At 46.5% G+C, this 19114-nt stretch carries 17 protein-coding genes; 10 read left to right on the forward strand and 7 right to left on the reverse strand.

Going from position 1 to position 19114, the window contains the following annotated elements; translation table 11 throughout:
- Positions 1–54 precede the first annotated feature (54 nt).
- Positions 55–993 carry a class I SAM-dependent methyltransferase gene (locus tag B0475_RS06205; RefSeq protein WP_077410894.1) on the forward strand — a complete coding sequence of 313 codons (939 nt, stop codon included), beginning with the start codon at positions 55–57 and terminating at the stop codon, positions 991–993.
- Here the strand turns inward: B0475_RS06205 and gmk are convergent.
- Together gmk and B0475_RS06215 are read right to left on the reverse strand one after the other, a co-directional pair.
- Positions 980–1612, reverse strand: a complete 633-nt coding sequence (gene gmk / locus B0475_RS06210) for a guanylate kinase (protein WP_077410940.1) — start codon at positions 1610–1612, stop codon at positions 980–982. The two genes, B0475_RS06205 and gmk, sit on opposite strands and share 14 nt — an antisense overlap.
- Positions 1613–1614: 2 nt before the next feature.
- Positions 1615–2481 (reverse strand): YicC/YloC family endoribonuclease, encoded by an 867-nt coding sequence (locus B0475_RS06215; RefSeq protein ID WP_077410895.1) that lies wholly within the window; start codon positions 2479–2481, stop codon positions 1615–1617.
- A 139-nt stretch (positions 2482–2620) separates the two neighbouring features.
- Here B0475_RS06215 and B0475_RS06220 point away from each other — a divergent pair, with 139 nt between their 5' ends.
- On the forward strand, positions 2621–5854 hold the full coding sequence (locus B0475_RS06220; protein ID WP_077410896.1) for a VPS10 domain-containing protein: 3234 nt from the start codon (positions 2621–2623) through the stop codon (positions 5852–5854).
- A gap of 12 nt (positions 5855–5866) precedes the next feature.
- On the opposite strand, the gene B0475_RS06225 is transcribed toward B0475_RS06220, so the two are convergent.
- On the reverse strand, positions 5867–6760 hold the full coding sequence (locus B0475_RS06225; protein ID WP_077410897.1) for a sulfotransferase family 2 domain-containing protein: 894 nt from the start codon (positions 6758–6760) through the stop codon (positions 5867–5869).
- A 274-nt stretch (positions 6761–7034) separates the two neighbouring features.
- Here B0475_RS06225 and B0475_RS06230 point away from each other — a divergent pair, with 274 nt between their 5' ends.
- The 3 genes from B0475_RS06230 (at position 7035) to B0475_RS06240 (ending at position 10350) form a co-directional block, all read left to right on the forward strand.
- Complete coding sequence (locus tag B0475_RS06230; protein WP_077410898.1) at positions 7035–7472, forward strand: pilin; 438 nt, start codon at positions 7035–7037, stop codon at positions 7470–7472.
- A 99-nt stretch (positions 7473–7571) separates the two neighbouring features.
- Positions 7572–9479: a hypothetical protein gene (locus B0475_RS06235; RefSeq protein WP_077410899.1), complete on the forward strand. Its 1908-nt coding sequence runs from the start codon at positions 7572–7574 to the stop codon at positions 9477–9479.
- Between the two features lies 1 nt (position 9480).
- Positions 9481–10350 (forward strand): glycosyltransferase family 2 protein, encoded by an 870-nt coding sequence (locus tag B0475_RS06240; RefSeq protein ID WP_077410900.1) that lies wholly within the window; start codon positions 9481–9483, stop codon positions 10348–10350.
- Here B0475_RS06240 and B0475_RS06245 read toward each other — a convergent pair.
- Positions 10322–11200 (reverse strand): lysylphosphatidylglycerol synthase domain-containing protein, encoded by an 879-nt coding sequence (locus tag B0475_RS06245; RefSeq protein ID WP_077410901.1) that lies wholly within the window; start codon positions 11198–11200, stop codon positions 10322–10324. The genes B0475_RS06240 and B0475_RS06245 overlap by 29 nt on opposite strands.
- 1 nt (position 11201) lies before the next feature.
- A complete protein-coding gene (locus tag B0475_RS06250) occupies positions 11202–11798 on the reverse strand; it encodes a class I SAM-dependent methyltransferase (RefSeq protein ID WP_077410902.1) in 597 nt (198 codons plus the stop codon).
- Between the two features lie 171 nt (positions 11799–11969).
- Here B0475_RS06250 and B0475_RS17970 point away from each other — a divergent pair, with 171 nt between their 5' ends.
- The 3 genes from B0475_RS17970 (at position 11970) to B0475_RS06265 (ending at position 14412) form a co-directional block, all read left to right on the forward strand.
- Positions 11970–12413 (forward strand): pilin, encoded by a 444-nt coding sequence (locus B0475_RS17970; protein WP_077410941.1) that lies wholly within the window; start codon positions 11970–11972, stop codon positions 12411–12413.
- A gap of 191 nt (positions 12414–12604) precedes the next feature.
- Positions 12605–13309, forward strand: coding sequence for a hypothetical protein (locus tag B0475_RS06260; RefSeq protein ID WP_077410903.1), 705 nt, complete (start codon positions 12605–12607; stop codon positions 13307–13309).
- A gap of 95 nt (positions 13310–13404) precedes the next feature.
- Entirely contained in the window at positions 13405–14412 is a 1008-nt protein-coding gene (locus B0475_RS06265; RefSeq protein WP_077410904.1) for a DUF2333 family protein, read from the forward strand.
- A gap of 7 nt (positions 14413–14419) precedes the next feature.
- Here the strand turns inward: B0475_RS06265 and B0475_RS06270 are convergent, their stop codons facing one another.
- Together B0475_RS06270 and B0475_RS06275 are read right to left on the reverse strand one after the other, a co-directional pair.
- Complete coding sequence (locus tag B0475_RS06270; protein ID WP_157892745.1) at positions 14420–16183, reverse strand: ArnT family glycosyltransferase; 1764 nt, start codon at positions 16181–16183, stop codon at positions 14420–14422.
- Complete coding sequence (locus tag B0475_RS06275; RefSeq protein ID WP_077410906.1) at positions 16177–17457, reverse strand: lytic transglycosylase; 1281 nt, start codon at positions 17455–17457, stop codon at positions 16177–16179. Before B0475_RS06275 ends, B0475_RS06270 begins: the two co-directional genes overlap by 7 nt.
- Positions 17458–17527: 70 nt before the next feature.
- On the opposite strand from B0475_RS06275, the gene B0475_RS06280 reads away from it, so the two are divergent.
- Together B0475_RS06280 and B0475_RS06285 are read left to right on the forward strand one after the other, a co-directional pair.
- Entirely contained in the window at positions 17528–17980 is a 453-nt protein-coding gene (locus B0475_RS06280; RefSeq protein WP_157892746.1) for a tellurite resistance TerB family protein, read from the forward strand.
- A gap of 31 nt (positions 17981–18011) precedes the next feature.
- The gene (locus B0475_RS06285; protein ID WP_077410908.1) at positions 18012–19100 is read left to right on the forward strand and encodes a PilT/PilU family type 4a pilus ATPase; all 1089 of its coding nucleotides are present in this window, start codon (positions 18012–18014) and stop codon (positions 19098–19100) included.
- Positions 19101–19114 lie beyond the last annotated feature (14 nt).

Genomic DNA, 19114 nt, shown 5'->3' on the forward strand with positions numbered 1-19114 from the left:
GATTGATAAACTGGAAAAAGGCGTACTTCGGTACGCCTTTTTTATTGGCTGAATATGATGGATAAAAAACATTGGACTGCATACTGGCAAACCGGGGTACTTACCTCATTGCCCAATGACTTCAAAGAAAATTATGATGGTGAATTGGCTGACTTCTGGGACTCTGTGATGTCTGCCAGCCCCTCTCCAATGAAAGTGCTTGATGTCTGTACCGGTAATGGTGCAGTGGCCATTTTATTGAAAGAAATCGCTGTCAGTAATGCTAAAGAAATACACGTGACTGCTGTGGATGCCAGTGACATCAATCCGCAAGTGGTGCTGCGACACCATCCAAATAAACGTGAAGTAATTGATGACATTCATTTTATTGCAGGTACATTGGTTGAAGAACTGGACCAAAAGCTTGATCCAATATATGACCTGATTGTCAGTCAATATGGTATTGAATACTGTGATACTGAAGGCGCGGCCAAAGCAATCTCATATTTACTTAAACCGCAAGGTCGTTTGGTGTTTGTTGCACATGCTGCAGACACGGCCATACTCAGTTACATGCGTCAGGAAGAGCAGGTATATCAGTTGTTCGATCAAGCCAATGCATGGGAGGATTTGGCCCAATTTGGCAGTGGTAAATCCACCGTCAATGGTTTTAAGAATCGGCTCAATGGGTTTATTTCTTATTTAAAGGAAAAGCCGCAGTTCAATTCAATGCCGCTGTTTAATCAGTGGGGCCAGTCCATGGTGCAATTGATTTCCATGCCCAACCAGACACTTAAGAACCAGCGACGCTCAGTGGCTCAGTTTGTCAGTCAATATCAAAACTCCCGTAACCGGGCTCTGGACATGTTGAGTGTTTCAGATAAACTGATGGCAGATCCTGAATGGTATCTGACATTTGAGCAACATGGTTTACAGTTACAAAAACAAAATGTCATCAGGTACCAGGGAGAACACATCGCTGGTCACAGTTATGAATTCATCAAGCTTCGCTGATCAATGATTCTATCAATCTTCGGTTGATGATTTGTTGTTTGGCTGTGGTCATTCTGTTGGCTTTAACAATGGCCTTCAGGCTCTTCAGGGCTTCTTCAAATTCGTCATTGATCACCAGAAAATCGGCTTTGTGATGATGTTTCAGTTCCGCAATGGCTTTAGTCATGCGGTTGTTGATGACTTCCGTTGAGTCTTGTCCACGGGTTTCCAGACGATCTTTTAATGCCTGAATACTGGGAGGTAAGATGAAGATACTGATGGCTTCAGGGAAACGTTCTTTGATTTGTTCCGCCCCTTGCCAGTCAATTTCCAGAACCACATCGTGACCTTCATCAAGCATTTTTTGTACGGCATCCTGAGATGTTCCATAATAATTGCCAAAAACTTTGGCCGATTCCATGAATACCCCGGCCATCTTCATTTGCTTGAACTTGGCTTCACTGATGAAGTGATAATTGTAACCATCGATTTCTTTGGGTCTGGCGGTTCTGGTGGTGTGTGAAATGGATAATTTCAAATGGTTTGTGTCACGGACCAGGGCATTAACCAGAGAGGTTTTGCCGGTGCCTGATGGTGCAGAAACGATGTATAAAGTGCCTGATAAGTCTTGATGTGTCATGGTCATTCGATGTTTTGAATTTGTTCGCGCATTTGTTCAATGGCTACTTTAAGGTCAATGCTGGCGTTAGAGGTCTTCATGCTGGCTGATTTGGAACCTATGGTGTTGGATTCTCTGTTCAATTCCTGAACCAGGAAATCCAGACGCCTGCCAACAGGCTCTTCGAGTTCAAGGATGCGCTTGAATTCCTTGATGTGTGCATCAAGGCGATCCAGTTCTTCAGCAATGTCAATTTTTTGTAATTGAAAAGCAAGCTCCTGTTCAAAACGTTCTGCATTCACATCAAGATCAATTTCTGCCAGTTTTTGTTTCATTTTTTGGGTCAGCTGTTGATTGATCTCAGGTACCTCTGTTCTGATGGTTTGATTGATTTTTTCAACATCATTGATCCGGTCTTTCAGGACTTGTTTCATTTCCAGGCCTTCACGTTTTCTGGATTCAATCAATTGTAGTATGGTCCGTTCAAGTAATTGCACAGATGACTCATTCAACGCTGACATGTCTGAAGGTTTTTGAATGATCATTTCGGGCCAGTTAATGTATTGACTGACCTGCATGTTGTTGTTCAATTGATGTTGTTGTGCCATCTCGTCGGCACAGTTCATTAATTGAGCCAACAACGCATGATTAACATTGAGTTCATTGAGGCTGGTCTCATCATTGGGGTAGAAACGAATAAAGACCGTGACTTTTCCACGGGATAAGCTGTTTTTAAACATTTTCCTGAAAGTGTGTTCACTGGCCCGGAGGAATTCAGGACATTTGATGGTCAGGTCGAGAAAACGTTGGTTGACAGAGCGAATTTCGCAGGTCAGTTTGCCTGGATCACTTTCCAGTTCATGAGAGGCGAAAGCCGTCATTGATTGCATGGTGAGTCAAATTTTTTGCTAAAGACTGTCTATTATAAATGATGAAGCAGGTAAAAATGGCAACAGTTGTGACTTATAGGCTAATGAATAATGTATCCATGCAATGTAAGATGACTACACAAAAAAGAGAGGTATTAACATGAACGTTTTAATATGGGTATTGATTGTGCTGTATTCCGGAATGGTTTCAGCGGAAAAAGACAACAAAGATCAGAACGACCCCTTCCAGGGCATTGAATTCAGAAGCATAGGCCCGGCACTGATGTCAGGTAGAATCGCTGACATTGCCATTGATCCGAAGAATGAAAATATTTGGTATGTGGGTGTCGGCTCCGGCGGAGTCTGGAAGACTGAAAATTCAGGTACCACATGGAAGCCGGTATTTGATGATCAATCGGTTTATTCAATTGGAAGCGTGACGTTGGATCCTTCCAACAGCCAGCGAATTTGGGTTGGAACCGGAGAAAATACCGGCAGTCGGCACGCAGCTTATGGTGATGGTATTTACCTGAGCGAAGACGGTGGTCAAAGCTGGAAAAACATGGGGCTCAAACAATCGGAGCGGATTTCTACTGTGGTCATACATCCCGGAGACAGCCAAACTTTGTGGGTGGCCGCTCAGGGTCCATTGTGGAGTAAAGGTGGCCAACGAGGTTTGTATAAATCAACCAATGGTGGTCAGGATTGGAAAAAGGTGCTGGGTGATGATGAATGGACCGGGGTCACCGATGTGGTGATGGACCCGAGGAATCCTGATCGCTTGTATGCCGCGACCTGGCAGCGTCACCGCACCGTAGCCGCCTATATGGGTGGTGGTCCTAACACCGCCTTGTACAAATCTGAAGACGGTGGTGAACATTGGGAAAAATTGACCAAAGGTTTGCCCCAAGGCAGCATGGGTAAAATAGGTTTGGCGATTTCACCACAAAAACCAGACGAAATTTATGCCGCCATCGAACTTGAACGACGCACTGGTGGTATTTATAAATCATTCAATCGCGGTGCTTCATGGAGCAAACAGTCAGACGCTGTTGCCGGAGGAACTGGCCCTCATTACTATCAGGAGCTTTATGCTTCGCCACACCATTATGATCGTTTGTATCTGATGAGCAATTACATGATCATTTCGGATGATGGTGGCAAGACATACCGGACCATGAATGAAACCAATAAACACGTGGATAATCATGCCATCGCCTTCAAAGCCTCAGATGAGAACTATGTATTGGTGGGCAGTGATGGTGGCTTGTATGAAACCTTTGACTTGACAGAATCGTGGAAATTCATTGGCAATCTTCCAGTGACCCAATATTACAAGTTGGCTGTTGATGATGCAGAACCTTTTTATCACATTTATGGCGGAACGCAGGATAACAACACCCAGGGTGGGCCGTCCCAAACTGACAATGTACACGGTATCAGGAACTCTGACTGGTACGTGGTGCTGTTTGGAGATGGGCATCAGCCAGCCACAGAACCAGGTAACCCGGATATAGTCTATGCCCAATGGCAGCAGGGTAATCTGGTGCGGGCTGATAAAACCACTGGAGAAATGATCTATATCCAACCACAACCAGGGGCTGGTGAAGAACCAGAGCGTTTTAACTGGGACGCCCCGATTCTGGTCAGTCCACATGCCAATACCCGATTGTATTTTGGTTCTCAGCGGGTATGGAAGTCGGATGACCGGGGTGACAGCTGGGAAGCCATTTCTCCAGATCTGACCAAAAATCAGGAACGCATTGAATTACCCATCATGGGTGGCAAGCAAAGTTGGGATATGCCCTGGGATCTGTTGGCCATGAGTAATTACAACACCCTTACTTCAATCAGTGAATCTCCGCTGGTTGAAGGGTTGATTTATGCCGGTACAGATGATGGGCTGATCCAGGTCACTGAAAATGGTGGTCAGAATTGGCGGGAAATCAAAGTTGGCTCCTTGCCGGGTGTACCTGACATGGCTTTTGTGAATGACATCAAAGCAGATTTACATGATGCCGATACTGTATATGTGGCGCTGGATAATCACAAATATGGGGACTTTCAACCCTATTTGCTGAAAAGTGAGAACCGGGGTAAGTCCTGGAAAAAAATCAGCAGCGGTTTGCCAAAAGATCATTTGGTCTGGCGACTGGTTCAGGATCATGTTGATCCCGAGCTGATGTTTTTGGGCACAGAGTTTGGCCTGTATGTCACCACCAGTGGAGGCGATCAGTGGCGTGCCATGAAAGGCGGTATGCCGACCATATCCATCAGAGACCTGGCCATTCAAAAACGAGAGGATGACCTGGTGATGGCCACCTTTGGCAGGGGCTTTTATGTATTTGATGATTACAGTCGGTTAAGAAATTTGGATGATCAGCCTGAATTGGGTGATCAACTGTTTGCGGTTCGTGATGCGCACTGGTACCTGCCGAGAATTGTGCTTGGCTTCAATGAAAAAGCTTCTCAGGGTGATGATTTTTATACAGCTAAAAATCCTCCTTTTGGAGCGGTATTCAATTACCACCTGCAGACCGAAATGACAACCCTTGAAAAGCGTCGGAAAAAAGCCGAGAAAAAAGTCATGGAAAACAATGGAGATATCAGTTTTCCAGGATGGGATGCGGTTGATGCAGAGCGAACCGAACCAGCACCACAGGTTTGGCTGACCGTGAAGAACGAGGCTGGTGAGGTGGTCAGACGGGTGGCTGGTACTGCCAACAAAGGATTCAATCAGGTGGCCTGGGATCTGCGCTACCCCCCGGTTGGGGTATTGGGTAGCGGTGGCAGCTGGTTCTCTGAAGAGCCAGCTGGTATGATGGTGGCTCCCGGTACTTATCAAGTGTCATTGAGTCATGAAGTCAATGGACAAATGACCGCTGTGGGTTCCCCCCAATCTTTCGAAGTCAAACCCCTGAGAACGGGTGCTTTGTCTGGTGCTGAACCTGAAGAGGTGGCGGCTTTCTGGCAGCAACTGTCGGCAACACAACACAAGGCGGCGGTCATGGGCAAGAAACTCAGTGAATCGCTTAAGCGCATGGAGCAGTTGAAATCAGCCCTGAACCAGTCCATGGCAGAACATGGTGCGCTTGATACCCTTTGGTTTACCCTGAATCAACGCCTGATTTCACTGGATCGACAGTTGAATGGTAATCGCTCAAAACAACAGGTGGGCGAAAAAACCAGAATGACCATTGGTGGGCGATTATCTGCAGTGACACTGGGAACCAGTTTGTCTACTTATGGACCAACACCAACCCACCGTCAATCACTGGCCATTGCCAGCGATGAACTGCAGGCTCTGAGTGAACAAATCAAACAAATCACAGAACAGGAACTGCCGGCATTTGAACAACAGTTGGCAGACATCGGTGCACCTTACGTGCATTGATTGAATCGTTGCTTAACCCGGACTGGTCAGCTCAATGGCCTGTTCCGGGTTAAGCAGTGCCTGCCATTGATTGAGCCGGTTTCTGAATTCTGCCAATTCTGTGGCAGTGTGGCCTTGCGAAAAAGTTGTCTGGCACTTGTGTTCCACCCATTCATAAAGTGCCAGGTCATCGGTATTCATCTCACAAATTAAATTGAGGCTGTCATCAGGTAATGCCTGGCGGGTGATGGTTTTTGGCGAGACGTTCTGTCGCTGATAAAACACATCAGCGAATCCATATTGTTGCTGTAATTGCATCAGGCATTGATCAAACATCTCAGTAACCCAAACTTCACTGAAACACTCTTTGAGGGTTTGCTTTGCCACATCCAGCGATGAATGAATGTCTGGATTGTTGTCATGTAAAGTTCCATTGAACCGTTTGGTTTGTCCATTAATAAGCTCAGGGGTCAGTTGTTGTTGGAGAAAATCATTGAGGGTTAATGACTGGCTCGCTGCATGCAATGGATGATCGGTTTTACCTAAAATATAATTATAAAAAGACAGTAAACGGTCAACAGGGTGTCTTAACATCGTGCAGTGAATGATGGGCTGATGATCGAGCAGGGAATACAGCAGTCCGTGCATGGGGTGGTGCCCGCAAATCAATTTAGGTGGGTTCTTTTTTAACTTCAGCAGAGCCGGATAGCGGTTCAGATCAGCAGCGTTGATGTGCAGTACTTCTGAAAGCCGAAAGTTTTTTGCCAGAATGGTTTCCAGCGAGGTGCCACCGGTTTTAGGGACATGGGAAAAAATCATGGTCTGATTTTTTTTTCGCGTTGAACCCTTATATAGCATGGCTTTGAGCCGTTTTGTGTTGTTCAGAAAGTTTGTCTGATCATCAGAATTGAACCAATCGGTCTGCATTTTTGTTATACTGATTGTCTGGTTATGAGGCACCAAGTTTAGCACAATGGGCTTTTTTGCCAGGATAATAAAGGGATTGTTGACAATAAGTGTCAATTCGATGTGGTTGGATGGTCAATTGTGACAAAATCGCTTTAATTAGTTTACATTTTGACTGCAAGAGCTGGTTTTAGAAAAAAAACGAACAAGTGTTCTTGTCAATAAGCAATGAATCCAATAACCTTTACACATGGATGAATTATTAATAACTACTAATTTTTTGAGGTAAATTGAAATGAAAAGAAATCAACAAGGTTTTACATTGATCGAATTGATGATCGTGATCGCGATTATTGCAATCCTGATGGCTTACGCACTGCCTGCATACCGTGACTACACCGTTCGTACAAAACTGGGCGAGGGTAATGCCATGGCTGCTGGTTACAAAATGGCCATCAACGAAGCTTACGTAAGAACTGGTGATTTGGCTGGTTTGACCAATGATGCCAATGGCATCGGTTCAGTTGATCAGGTTGGTCAATGTGTGAGCACCCTGACTGTAACTGACGGTGTGATCGCTATTGCATACGACTGTCTGGCTGGTTCAGCTGGTGAAGACGATGCTGACGTGGCTGCCGCTTCAGTAACTTGGACACCAACTGTAAGTGCTTCAGGAACCCTGCAATGGACCTGTACTTCTACTGTAAACCGTCCAGCACAAGATCCATGCTGATTTGACAGTACAGTTAAATAAGAAAGGGCATCCTGTTGGATGCCCTTTTTTTTTGCTTATTTCAATTGAATTGAAGATCTTGTGGTTACAATACAGAGCATGATAAAACGTTTCCTTTTTGTGGTGGTTCCACTGGTCTTGTTACTGGTGATCGCGCACTCCATTTACAAGCCTGGCCTGTCCGGTGGTTTTTTGCTGGATGACCAGGCCAGCGTGTCCAAACTGGCCATCATCAATGACGAGCTCAGTTTTGATCACTTGTATGATTACTTTGCAGCCTCCGAAACCGGGTTATTGAAACGACCGGTTTCGGTGTTTTCTTTTCTGCTGGATGCCACTAATTGGCCAGCGGAAGCTTATTCATTTAAACGCACCAATCTGATCATTCACCTCATCAATGGTGGCTTGCTCTATCTGTTGATCTGGTTGGTGGTGAGGGCTCATCAGCGGTATCAGGATCACGCAATCTGGGTGGCGTTCACAGCCACTGCTCTGTGGTTGCTCAATCCATTCCTGGTGTCTTCAACCTTGTATGTGGTGCAACGCATGGCCATGCTGCCGGCGCTGTTTGTCTTGTTGGGGCTACTGGTTTTTTTCTTGCTTCGAAGGCGGTTGTTGGCGCATGAAAGCAAACCATTGTATCTGCTGCTGTGGTTGTCTGTGGTGGCGGCCACTGTACTGGCGATGCTCAGTAAAGAAAACGGCGTGTTGTACATTTTTCTGGTGGCTTTGTTTAATGTTTATATTTTACAGGGCTGGCTGGGCTTTCAGCCCATGAGCCGCACGGCCAATTGGTGGATTATCAGGGTGCCGGTGATCTTGTTGGTGTTGGCGATAGTGTTGCAGGTTCCCGGCGCCATCGATAAATATGATTACCGTGAGTTTGACCTGACAGAACGGTTGTTGACTCAGTTCAGAGCCCTGACAGTTTATCTGTATCATTTACTGATACCGGATTATTTTACTGAGGGTGTGTATACCGATGGGTTCAAAACGTCGACACGACCATGGCAGCCCCTCAGCACGATGTTTTCCATGCTGTTTGTGATTGGTTTATTGCTTGGTGGCTGGTTGTTGCGGAAGCCCTATCCATGGCTGGCTTTTGTGGTGTTTTTCTTTTTTGCCGCGCACATCCTTGAATCCAGTATTTTTCCGCTGGAAATGTATTTTGAACACCGGAACTATGTACCTGCCTTGTTCATGTTTGTGCCTGTTTGTTTGTTGCTCAGTCATTTGGTCAGACAAACCCGGTTGTATTTTCTGGTCCCACTGGTACTGGTTGCCCTGTTTGCCATGCAGACCCAAATGCGGGTTCACTTTTGGTCAAACAACACTTTTCTCAACCAACAAACCCTGAGCAAGTTTCCTGAATCAGTCAGGGTTCATACTTTATATGCCATGCAATATGATCAATCCGGGTTGCCCGGCGATGCGCTGAAGATCATTGAAGATGCCAGTTTGATCCATGATGATCTGGAACTTAAAATCAATGCCATCATGCTGCGCTGCAACATGAAAATCATGGATGAACAACGGCTGGATGAGTTCAACCAAGCCTTGCAAAATCAACGATTCACCAAAGATGATATGTTGCCATTCGATGGCCTGATCAGGGTGATGGTCAATGGTGACTGTGATGACCAATGGGGCGGTGATCGCATGCTTGAAACTCTCGAATACTTTGCCCGAAATCCAGTGATGTCAACGCAATTTGGTGTAGGCCTGAATGAATACTATCGGGCTAAATACCACATCCATAAAACCGCTGAATTCGATCAGGCGGTGGAACACTATATGGCAACTTTTGCCACCGATCAGGACATCAATGTTTTGCTTGAGGCGGGCAGGGATTTTTACAGCAAATCGGCCATCAAACAAGCGAGACTGATGCTGGAACGGGCAGAGAATGCCTACCATAAACAGTTCAGGTATCGCATGGACTGGCATAAAATAAAAGCGCAAATTTTGCAGCTGAATCAAAAAATTGAGTCATTCAGGAGTGAATAACATGAAGCTTTCCATCATCATCCCGGCAAAAAATGAGGCTGAGAGCCTGCAGACCCTGTTACCTGCACTTCGTGCGGAACAAGCCGATGCCGAAATCATTGTGGTTAATGATGGCTCCACAGATGACACCGCAATGATTTGTCAACAACAGCAAGTCAAATGCGTTACCCATCCCTACAGTAAAGGCAATGGAGCGGCCATCAAGTCCGGAGCCAGGGCTGCTTCTGGAGACACCCTGGTGATGATGGATGCCGATGGTCAGCATCAACCCAAAGACATTCAGGCCATGCTGGACCAATTTGCAAAGGGGTATGACATGGTGGTCGGTGCCCGCAGCAGTGAATCCCAGGCTTCACTGGCCAGGGGCATGGGTAATGGTCTGTATAACAAGTTAGCCAGGTACATGACCGGACAACCCATTGAGGACTTAACTTCAGGGTTTCGGGTGGTGGATGCCAGAAAATTCCGAAAGTTTCTTTACCTGTTGCCCAATGGGTTTTCATACCCAACCACGATAACCATGGCATTTTTTAGGGTGGGATATTCAGTGGGGTACCATCCCATTTTTGCCCCCAAAAGAATCGGCAAAAGCCACATCAACATCCTCAAAGATGGTCTGCGATTTTTTCTCATTATTTTTAAAATTGGCACCCTGTATTCGCCCATGAAGCTGTTCTTTCCGACCAGTGTGTTGTTTTTTCTCACTGGTTTGATTTATTACATTTATACGTTCCTGATTGATGGCAGGTTCACAAACATGGGTGTGTTGCTGTTGTCTACTGCAGTGATGATATTTTTGATGGGCCTGATTTCAGAACAAATAACCACCCTGTTTTACCAGTCTAGGGACGATGATGAACGACCCAGTTAGCCAGTTGTTTGGCTGACAAATAACAAATGGCTTCACCAGCAACGGCAATCAGTCTGATCAGGGCGATGAGGATCAACGCTTCGTGAGGTGTGTAAATGCCGTTGCTCAATAACACAAAAGCCGCCTCTCTGACCCCCAGTCCACCGGGAGCACCTGGTACCACATAGCCGGCGACCCAGGCGGCGGCGTAAAGCGCTGAAACAGTGATCAGCGGTTGATGGCTGAAATTCAGCGATTGGGCGATCAGGAAGCAAACCATACCCATGAGCATAAAGTAAAGGCAATAAACCAGATTGACGTGAAGCCAGGTGCTCACTTTCAGGCTGATGAATTGGTGTATCTGGAAAGTTGCGACCAAAACGAGAATGATCAACACAATCAGGGTGACAGGTAAACCCAACAGCAGTTCATGTTGATATCCCCATAACAACAATGGAGTGGTTAACAACAATGCCAGACTGATCAATATCACAGTTTCGCTGATGGTTGCTTTGATCAACCTCTGGTGGCTGATACCTGTGTTTTTACTGTGCAGGTGACGGTAAACAAAATGCATTACATTGCCAGGTGTGTATTTCAAGAGTTGGCTCTTGAAGTAAATCATGGCCATTGTTTTTTTATCTTCAGGTTGTGATAAGTATAACCAGCCATTCATTAAAGCTATCATGGCCATGACATACAACATGACTGATCCACCAAGTACGCCTGAAAGCAGGTACCAGTCAGGTACAGTTGTGTTGTGAATTGCGGTTAAGTTTTGAGCCACTACCAGCCCAATGTAATACACCGACAGCACAACCACTGCAGACTTGATCACCAGCAGTGACGTTTTTTTCAGACGTTCAGACATTTCAATCAGGCTTGGCCAGTATCATGGTCCAGGGCAACGGTTGACGGCTGGCAATGATGGTCAACTCGGCATTGACGAACTTTTTAAATCCGCGGCTGCTCCAGTGATTACAGTGATCCGGTGTGTTCCCCCAGTCGCTCCAATATTTACCACGCATCATGTTCAATATTCGCCAGAGAGGCTCTCTGGGTACACTGAACAGATAATACCTGGCATTCAACTGGCTCATTTTTTGCAATGCCAATTCAGGATTTTCCAAATGTTCAAGCACTTCACAACACACCACCAAGTCGGCTTTTTCATGCTCACCTATGTCGTAAATGCTTTTGTTGTAGAGCTCGGTCTGGCTGGATAATTTTTCGGCATTGGCAATCGCTAAATCTGCATCACTGATGTCCAGTCCTTTGATGCGTGCATTCGGATACAGCTGTTCGAGTCTTCTGTTGACATGACCCTGACCGCAGCCACATTCAGTGACTGATTGAATGTCATGACTGGTTAATGTCAGCAGTGAATCAATGCTGGTCATGAATTGATTGATGAGTTTTTGAGCGATTGGGTTCGTTGAATCGTATTTTTCGTGGTGTTGGTCGGTCATGGAATATGTGTTTGTCTTGGCAAAATTTGTCAACTGTTGTGAAATTTAAAGGTTGCAATGCTTAATTTAACACCAGAGACATCAAAAACGGTGATTTCATTATAGCTTTGTTTACTCTCATGAAGTGGGCTGTAAAAATAAATATGGGTAAAAAAACAATGTTGAAACAAAATGAATAAAATAAACACACACAGAGGGTTCACATTGATCGAATTGATGATCGTCATCGCTATATTGGCGATTTTGATGGCATATGCATTGCCGGCATACCGTGATTACGGCGTGCGGACCAAATTGGGTGAAGGTAATGCCATGTCGGCGGCTTATAAAATGGCGATCAATGAAGCATTTGTCAGAACCGGCACATTTGCTGGCCTCAGCAATGATAACAACGGCATTGGCCCGGCTGACGCCGTGGGGTTTTGTGTCAATCAGATCGTGGTCACTGATGGCGTGATAGATATCAGTTATGATTGTGCAGCTGGTTCAGAAGGCGTGGCAGATCCCCAGGTTTTGGCGGCATCAGTCACCTGGACGCCAACTCTCTCAGCTTCAGGTACGGTGCAATGGACCTGTACGGCTTCAGTTAATCGACCTTATCAAAGTCCCTGTTAAGTCCACTCCTTAACTGCCTTGAAATTGTGTGACGCAGTTGCTCTGATCTGAGCAACTGCCACTTGACCTGTTGGTGCTTTTAAACAACCTGGTTCCGGCTTGATATCCAGCAATCAAGCAGAGTTGAAGAATTTCAATTGATCCCTATAATCATTGCTGTATTCTTGAGTTTAGCCAATTACAGGAGCATCATGATGACCAAAAGCAAAGCTGCATTGATTCATTTTCTCATCAGTTTTTTCGTCATTGCCCTATTTCTGAGCTGGGTAATGATGGTCTGGTATGAATGGATTTTTATTGACATTTCAGGGGTATTGGAACCAGCCAAAATGCTGGTTTTGGTGGATGTTGTTCTGGGGCCCCTGCTCACCTTCATCATCTACAAAGCAGGCAAGAAAAACCTCAAATTGGATTTATCACTGATTGTGCTGGTTCAGTTGCTGGCCTTTGGCTACGGTGCCTATACCCTTTTTGCAGGTAAGCCATCGCTGGTGGTGATGAAGAACAACATGTTTGAAGTGGTCATACAAAAACAGGTTGATCAAGAGGTCATGCCAGAACCATTCAAATCTTCGTTTAATCCACTGGGCAGACCACATTATGTGAAAATAAAGTCAGCCGACGTGAACATCTTCAATTCGGCCATGTCCCAACAAAATGCCCTGGAATCCATGGAATTTACAGACTCATCAGTCAAAGCAAAAGCCCTGGATAAAAAACATGTCTTGCAAGTGGTTGCGGCTTTACAAACGGATGAATCTCAATCGGATGCGGATGCGCAGGATTATTACCTGTTGATTGATGATGATCAGTATGCCGTTTTGGTGGTGGATGCACAAGGACAACCGGTACGCATCGAGTTGACAGATGATGAGATACTTGGTGTCAGTCTTTGACCAGGCGCCCTGATCTGATTCCCGACTATCAGCACATGAAATTACAGGACTGATTGCACTATAATCATTGTCTTGAATAAACCCATGGATTGCATATGGAAAACCGTTATAAAACGCCCCAAAAAAAACGCAAGTGGTTGTTGTATGGATTGCTGATACTGGTGGTTATACAAATCATCATGGCCATGTATTACGACCAGGAACCGGAATTTTTTGACATCAAAACCAATGCCGAAGTCCGGGCTGGTATGCATCAGCACGAAATGGTTACTGGGTTTGTTACCGGTGCCACTTTCATGGAGGTTACCGATGTGCTGCTCAATAAGCCTGGTGGTTATATGTCCAATGATGTCATGCCACCGTTTGTGTTGATGGACAACATGCCAAACTGGGAATATGGGGTTTTGGTGCAGGTTCGCGATTTTGCCAGGGTGATGCGCAACGACATCAGTCGCTCACAGAGTCAGTCCGAAGAGGACGTTGATCTGGCTGCTGCTGATCCCAAATTCCACAATGACAATGACAAGTGGATCTGGCCCAGAACCGAAGGACGCTATCGGGAGGGGCAGGCGTTTTTTCATAATTACCTGACCCGGCTGGCTGACAGCAGCGATCCCGAAGCGCAGTTTTTCGCCAGGACCGATAATTTGGTGGTGTGGTTGAATCTGGTGGAAAAACGCTTGGGTTCATTGTCGCAAAAACTCAGTGCCAGTGTGGGTCAGGATCGGGTCAATACCGATACCGGCGGTGATGAAGTGGCCACCACCTCAACCTATAAACCCAGTGAATTGAGGGTGCAGACACCCTGGTTACAAATTGATGATAATTTCTATGAAGCCAGAGGGGCAACCTGGGCCCTGATTCATTTTATGAAAGCCGTTGAGGTTGATTTCAAACAGGTTCTGGAAAAGAAAAATGCACTGGTTTCACTCAGGCAGATTGTCCGTGAACTGGAAGCAGCTCAGGACACCATCTGGACCCCCGTGGTATTGAATGGATCAGGTTTCGGATTCTTTGCCAATCATTCCCTGGTGATGGCGTCTTACATATCCAGGGCCAATGCCGGGGTCATTGATCTCAGGCAATTGCTTGAAGACGGCTAATCATGGTTTATGGCGGGTATAACGTTGAACCGTAAGTGATCCGATCGGTATAGGTGAATCGGAGTTGTCCGGGATGAGCAATGGCATCCGCACTGCTGAAGCTGAAGCGCAGTAACTGATGGGTTTCATTACTCAATGCAGAAAAAATCGCGTTACTGCCCAGCGGACCAACCGTGCTGTCAGCTTGCCAGACCTGACCGTTGCTGACCAAAGCGATTTGTGGAACTTGGTCTTTATCAATCACAGCCCAGCCGCTGAGCAGGCCATCTTCCATGTCAACATAACTGATGGTGGGTAAGTCACACCCAGTCGTCTGATTGGTGAAAAAATGATAAGTTTTCAGACCATTGTCAATGTTCAGACTGTCCACCCATTTAAGCCCTCCCAGTTGCAGGCAAGCGTCCTGGTAAAAGGGGATTTGCTGGCTGGTTGTCAATGCAGAATGCTCAATCACCACCAGCGATTTTGTGTGTGTGTCATTGTCGGCTGAATAACCCATCAGCTTCAATTGAACTTCCCGGCCGTGTTTGCGGTTCAGGGGGTGTGGGAGCACCGTCCAGTGAACGGCTGCTGTGCTGTGATAACGCAGGGTTGAAAGGGTCATGAAATGATCTGCCACCAATTGGTCTGGCTGCCACTTTCTGATCAATTGCCCGGTTTTGTCAGCCAGGGTTTCCCAGCCCCGGATGTTGGCGGTGAATTCGTCTTGAAACGGTCGGTTATTCTGGTGTTCACGGGTCCAGTTAAGTATAGCCAATGGCATGATCCAGGCACAGAGTACGCCGCTGACGATGGCTGCTTTCAATAACCAGTTTACCCGATAATGACTGCCGGCAATGATCAGCAACAATACATATGAAAACAGTGTCCAATGCAGACTGAATCGCAGGTTGTCCGAATAAAACCCCACCAGCGCATAAAACAACCAATGCCAGACAGCCAGTTGAACCACCAATTTGATGGCGGGATTAACGGCATTGAAGTGGCGCAGAACAACGATGGTGCATAATGCAAAAACCACAGGAGTAGCGACCAACGCTTCACTGAGGAAAAACCACCCGTGGTCTGGTTGGAACTGCCAGGGGTGCCGATCCTGAAACTGGAACATAAACAATGGGAACTGATGTTTCAGATTGAACATCAGAACAGGCACAAATCCCAGCAACATCACAGGCAGGGTTTTACTCAGCAGACTCATCACCACGTCTCGTTGATGACGATACAACCACAGGGTGGCCAACCCAGCGATCATTACCAGCAACCAGAATCTGACATGAACATTGATGCCAAGCGCCAACAGCAATCCCAGCATCAGGTAATGCCGTTGACCATTGCGGTGAACAGCCAGCAGCAATTGCCACACTGAGAGCATGCCAAAAAACACCAGCCAGACATCAGGTAAGGCCAGGGTATGGGTTAAGGTCAGCATCGGCAGACTGAGGGTCAGCAAACCGGTGGTATAGACCTGGATTTGATTGGCCTGCAGGGTTCTGGCCATGGCCATGGCCAGAACCGGCAGACTGATGGCCGCCAGCAGCGAGGGTAACCTGAGAAACCCCGGAGTTCTGGGCAGCAACCAATCGGTCAGGGCAGCCAGCCATTGGGTCCAGCCAGGTAACTCGGCATACGACCAATCCAGATGTTGGCCTTCAAGCCAGTAGAAAGCTTCATCGCCAAATAATTGGTGATTGAAGGCCGTGTAGAACTGAACTAACAGGGTGACTGCAAAAGCACCAAAAAATGTGATCCGCAGCCTGCCTGCATTCAGCATCTGGGTACTTTCAGTGATTTGCCGGCATTGATCAGGTATCTGGGCGCTTTGATTTTGTTCAGCTGAGCAATTTCGCGTTTGCTGCTGCATTTGAATTTACGGCTGATCGAGCTGAGGGAATCTCCGGCTTTGATCTTATACCAGGTGAACACCGGTCGATCAGGGAAATCAGCGTCATGAATTTTTTTCGCCAGGTTCATCAGTTCATTGTCGCCACACTGGGTTTCATAGACCGGTTTGAGGCTGTTGGGAATGACCACCACGGCGTTTTGTTTGATCACGCGTTTGGCCTTGATACTGGCGTTTAAGTTTCTGAGAATCCGGTACCAGCCGATTTCATTGTCATGCTGTCCAAAACAAACCGCCAGTTCACTCAAAGAGGTGTCATTTTTTGCACGGATTAAGGCGGTGCTGCCATCAATGGTTTTGAGGGTGACATTGAACGCCTCAGGAGACTCGAAAATCAACATGGCAGACAATACAATGGCAATGTAATCCTGGGTTTCAGCGGGTAATTCATAAAAGAACTGATTGGTCCAGACGGATTGATTGTTGTGTTTTTTATTCAGGCGTCTGAACCGGTTCTCTCCGGCATTATACGCGGCCAGAATTTTGGCATAATCATCACCATAACGCTGGCGTTGTTCCAGGATATACAAAGCGGCTCCTTTGGATGCGGACTCAGGGTGAAAGCGGGCATCATAATCACCTATGGTCCCTTTGACCCCAAAACGGTCTGCAGTGGCAGGCATGAATTGAAACAAACCACTGGCGCCGGCTGATGACATGGAATGTACCCGACCACCGGATTCCTGTGCAATGATACCCAGGATCAGGGCTTCAGGGATGTTTTTGGAGGCAAACGGTGGCCATACCTTGGCCTTCAGAAACTGGTAGTTATTCCAGGTCTCAATCAGTTTGGGACGTTTCCATGTCAGCCATTCATTGAGGGCAGCCTGTACCCTCGGGTTGTCCAGCAAAGGTTGATTCAGATCAGCTGGTTGATCCAATGGAAGAGGCGTTTGCTTGGCGGTTTCCAGGTCCTCGGGTAAGTCAGTGCTGAGGGTTTCTTCAATCCGTGCCTGTTCTGATAATTCGGTAAAGTATGTATTCAGCTGTTGCAGACACATCGGATCTTTCTGGCATTGCGAAATGCCTTCCAGGAGCACCTCGACCGATAAGGGTTTGGCTTCAGGTGGTGTGGGTAGGGTCGATGCTTTCTTCTGACAGGCAGAAAAAAACAACAACAGGAAGATGATCAAAATTAGACGCATAAAATCATTGTCAGTCTTTACGGGTATTGTGTATTATCAGTATTTTACTTGCGTCATCAACCTTTCCGTCATGAATTTGTTCCACACAATCAAGTCATTGCTGGGAGGCCAGGAAGGTCCCAGGCAGCTCAATGAAGATGAAAAAGAAGAATTGAATCATGCCATTGTTGAATTGATGCTGGAAATGGTCAAGGCAGATTTTGTCGAGCTCCATGCAGAAAAGAAAGCCCTCTCCGGTTACCTCTCTGAAACGCTGGGGTTGCCCAAGGACGCCATGGATGCGTACATTGAGGCTGCTGAGCTGCGGATTAACTTTTCCATTTCGCTTGAATCTCAAACCAATGTCATTAATAATTACCTTGGAAAAGAACAAAAGGTCGACCTGATGAATCAATTGTGGCAACTGGCCATTGCTGATAACCAGGTTCACCTGCTGGAAGAGAACCTGTTTTATAAAGCCGGGCAGCAGCTGGGCATTAAAAAATCGCAGCTTGACGAAATTTGTCAACCCATTGATATTTGAACATACCTGAGTATGCGCCTGTGAGGACACTATGGATTTAACACATTTCCTGAAAACCATGAGAGAAAACAATGGGTCTGATATGTACCTGAGTACCGGTGCGCCGATCAGCATCAAGGCCGAAGGTGTCTTGCAGTCATTGAGTTCGACCGGGTTGCCACCGGGTATTGTGGAAAAAATTGCTTACTCGGTAATGGATGAGCGGCAAATCAAGGAATTTGAAGAAACCATGGAGTGTAACCTTGCAGTGTCCATCAAAGGCGTCGGACGGTACCGGGTGAATGTATTCCGGCAAAGGGGAGAGGTTTCGATGGTGATACGAACCATCAAAAACACCATCCCAGATCTGGATGAACTGAACATGCCCAGCCACTTGTATGACCTGATCATGGAAAAACGGGGTTTGATTCTGGTGGTAGGTGCCACAGGTTCAGGTAAATCGACCACCATGGCGTCTATGATTGATTACCGTAACAGCAATCAGACCGGTCATATACTGACGGTAGAAGACCCCATCGAATACGTCCACAAGCACAAAAAATCAGTGGTCAATCAAAGGGAGATCGGTATCGACACACTGGGTTATGCACCGGCCTTGAAAAATGCCCTTCGTGAAGCACCGGACCTGATTTTGATTGGTGAGATCAATGACGCAGAAACCATGGAAGCAGCGGTTTCATTTGCTGAAACAGGCCACTTATGTATGGCCACTTTGCATGCCAACAACTCTGACCAGGCGATGGAGCGGGTGTTGAACTTTTTCCCCAGCGACATGCACGCCAACGTCCTGATGAATCTGGCTTTGAACCTCAGGGCAGTGATATCACAACGGTTGATTGTTGACGTCAACGGGAAACGCCGACCGGCTTGTGAAGTGCTGATGAACACCCCGCAAATCAGGGAAATGATCCGTCGCGGAGAAATCAGTGAGTTGAAAATGGCCATGGAAAAATCTCTGGAAGATGGTATGCAAACCTTCGATCAGGCATTGTATGACATGTACAAAGAAGGGATCATTACCCTGGAAGAGGCTTTGTCCAATGCCGATTCGGCTCAGGGTCTTGAAGTGCGCATCAACCTGTCCAGCGATGATGATTCAGGTACCGATGATTATTTCTGATTCACCCTGCTGAC

This window comes from Marinicella sediminis, from assembly GCF_002000055.1.
Taxonomy (GTDB): Bacteria; Pseudomonadota; Gammaproteobacteria; order Xanthomonadales; family Marinicellaceae; genus Marinicella; species Marinicella sediminis.

Coding starts and splice junctions, on each gene's coding strand:
- B0475_RS06205 (WP_077410894.1), top strand. CDS start 55: ATGATGGATAAAAAACATTGGACTGCATACTGGCAAACCGGGGTACTT.
- gmk (WP_077410940.1), bottom strand. CDS start 1,612: ATGACACATCAAGACTTATCAGGCACTTTATACATCGTTTCTGCACCA.
- B0475_RS06215 (WP_077410895.1), bottom strand. CDS start 2,481: ATGCAATCAATGACGGCTTTCGCCTCTCATGAACTGGAAAGTGATCCA.
- B0475_RS06220 (WP_077410896.1), top strand. CDS start 2,621: ATGAACGTTTTAATATGGGTATTGATTGTGCTGTATTCCGGAATGGTT.
- B0475_RS06225 (WP_077410897.1), bottom strand. CDS start 6,760: ATGCAGACCGATTGGTTCAATTCTGATGATCAGACAAACTTTCTGAAC.
- B0475_RS06230 (WP_077410898.1), top strand. CDS start 7,035: ATGAAAAGAAATCAACAAGGTTTTACATTGATCGAATTGATGATCGTG.
- B0475_RS06235 (WP_077410899.1), top strand. CDS start 7,572: ATGATAAAACGTTTCCTTTTTGTGGTGGTTCCACTGGTCTTGTTACTG.
- B0475_RS06240 (WP_077410900.1), top strand. CDS start 9,481: ATGAAGCTTTCCATCATCATCCCGGCAAAAAATGAGGCTGAGAGCCTG.
- B0475_RS06245 (WP_077410901.1), bottom strand. CDS start 11,200: ATGTCTGAACGTCTGAAAAAAACGTCACTGCTGGTGATCAAGTCTGCA.
- B0475_RS06250 (WP_077410902.1), bottom strand. CDS start 11,798: ATGACCGACCAACACCACGAAAAATACGATTCAACGAACCCAATCGCT.
- B0475_RS17970 (WP_077410941.1), top strand. CDS start 11,970: ATGAATAAAATAAACACACACAGAGGGTTCACATTGATCGAATTGATG.
- B0475_RS06260 (WP_077410903.1), top strand. CDS start 12,605: ATGATGACCAAAAGCAAAGCTGCATTGATTCATTTTCTCATCAGTTTT.
- B0475_RS06265 (WP_077410904.1), top strand. CDS start 13,405: ATGGAAAACCGTTATAAAACGCCCCAAAAAAAACGCAAGTGGTTGTTG.
- B0475_RS06270 (WP_157892745.1), bottom strand. CDS start 16,183: ATGCTGAATGCAGGCAGGCTGCGGATCACATTTTTTGGTGCTTTTGCA.
- B0475_RS06275 (WP_077410906.1), bottom strand. CDS start 17,457: ATGCGTCTAATTTTGATCATCTTCCTGTTGTTGTTTTTTTCTGCCTGT.
- B0475_RS06280 (WP_157892746.1), top strand. CDS start 17,528: ATGAATTTGTTCCACACAATCAAGTCATTGCTGGGAGGCCAGGAAGGT.
- B0475_RS06285 (WP_077410908.1), top strand. CDS start 18,012: ATGGATTTAACACATTTCCTGAAAACCATGAGAGAAAACAATGGGTCT.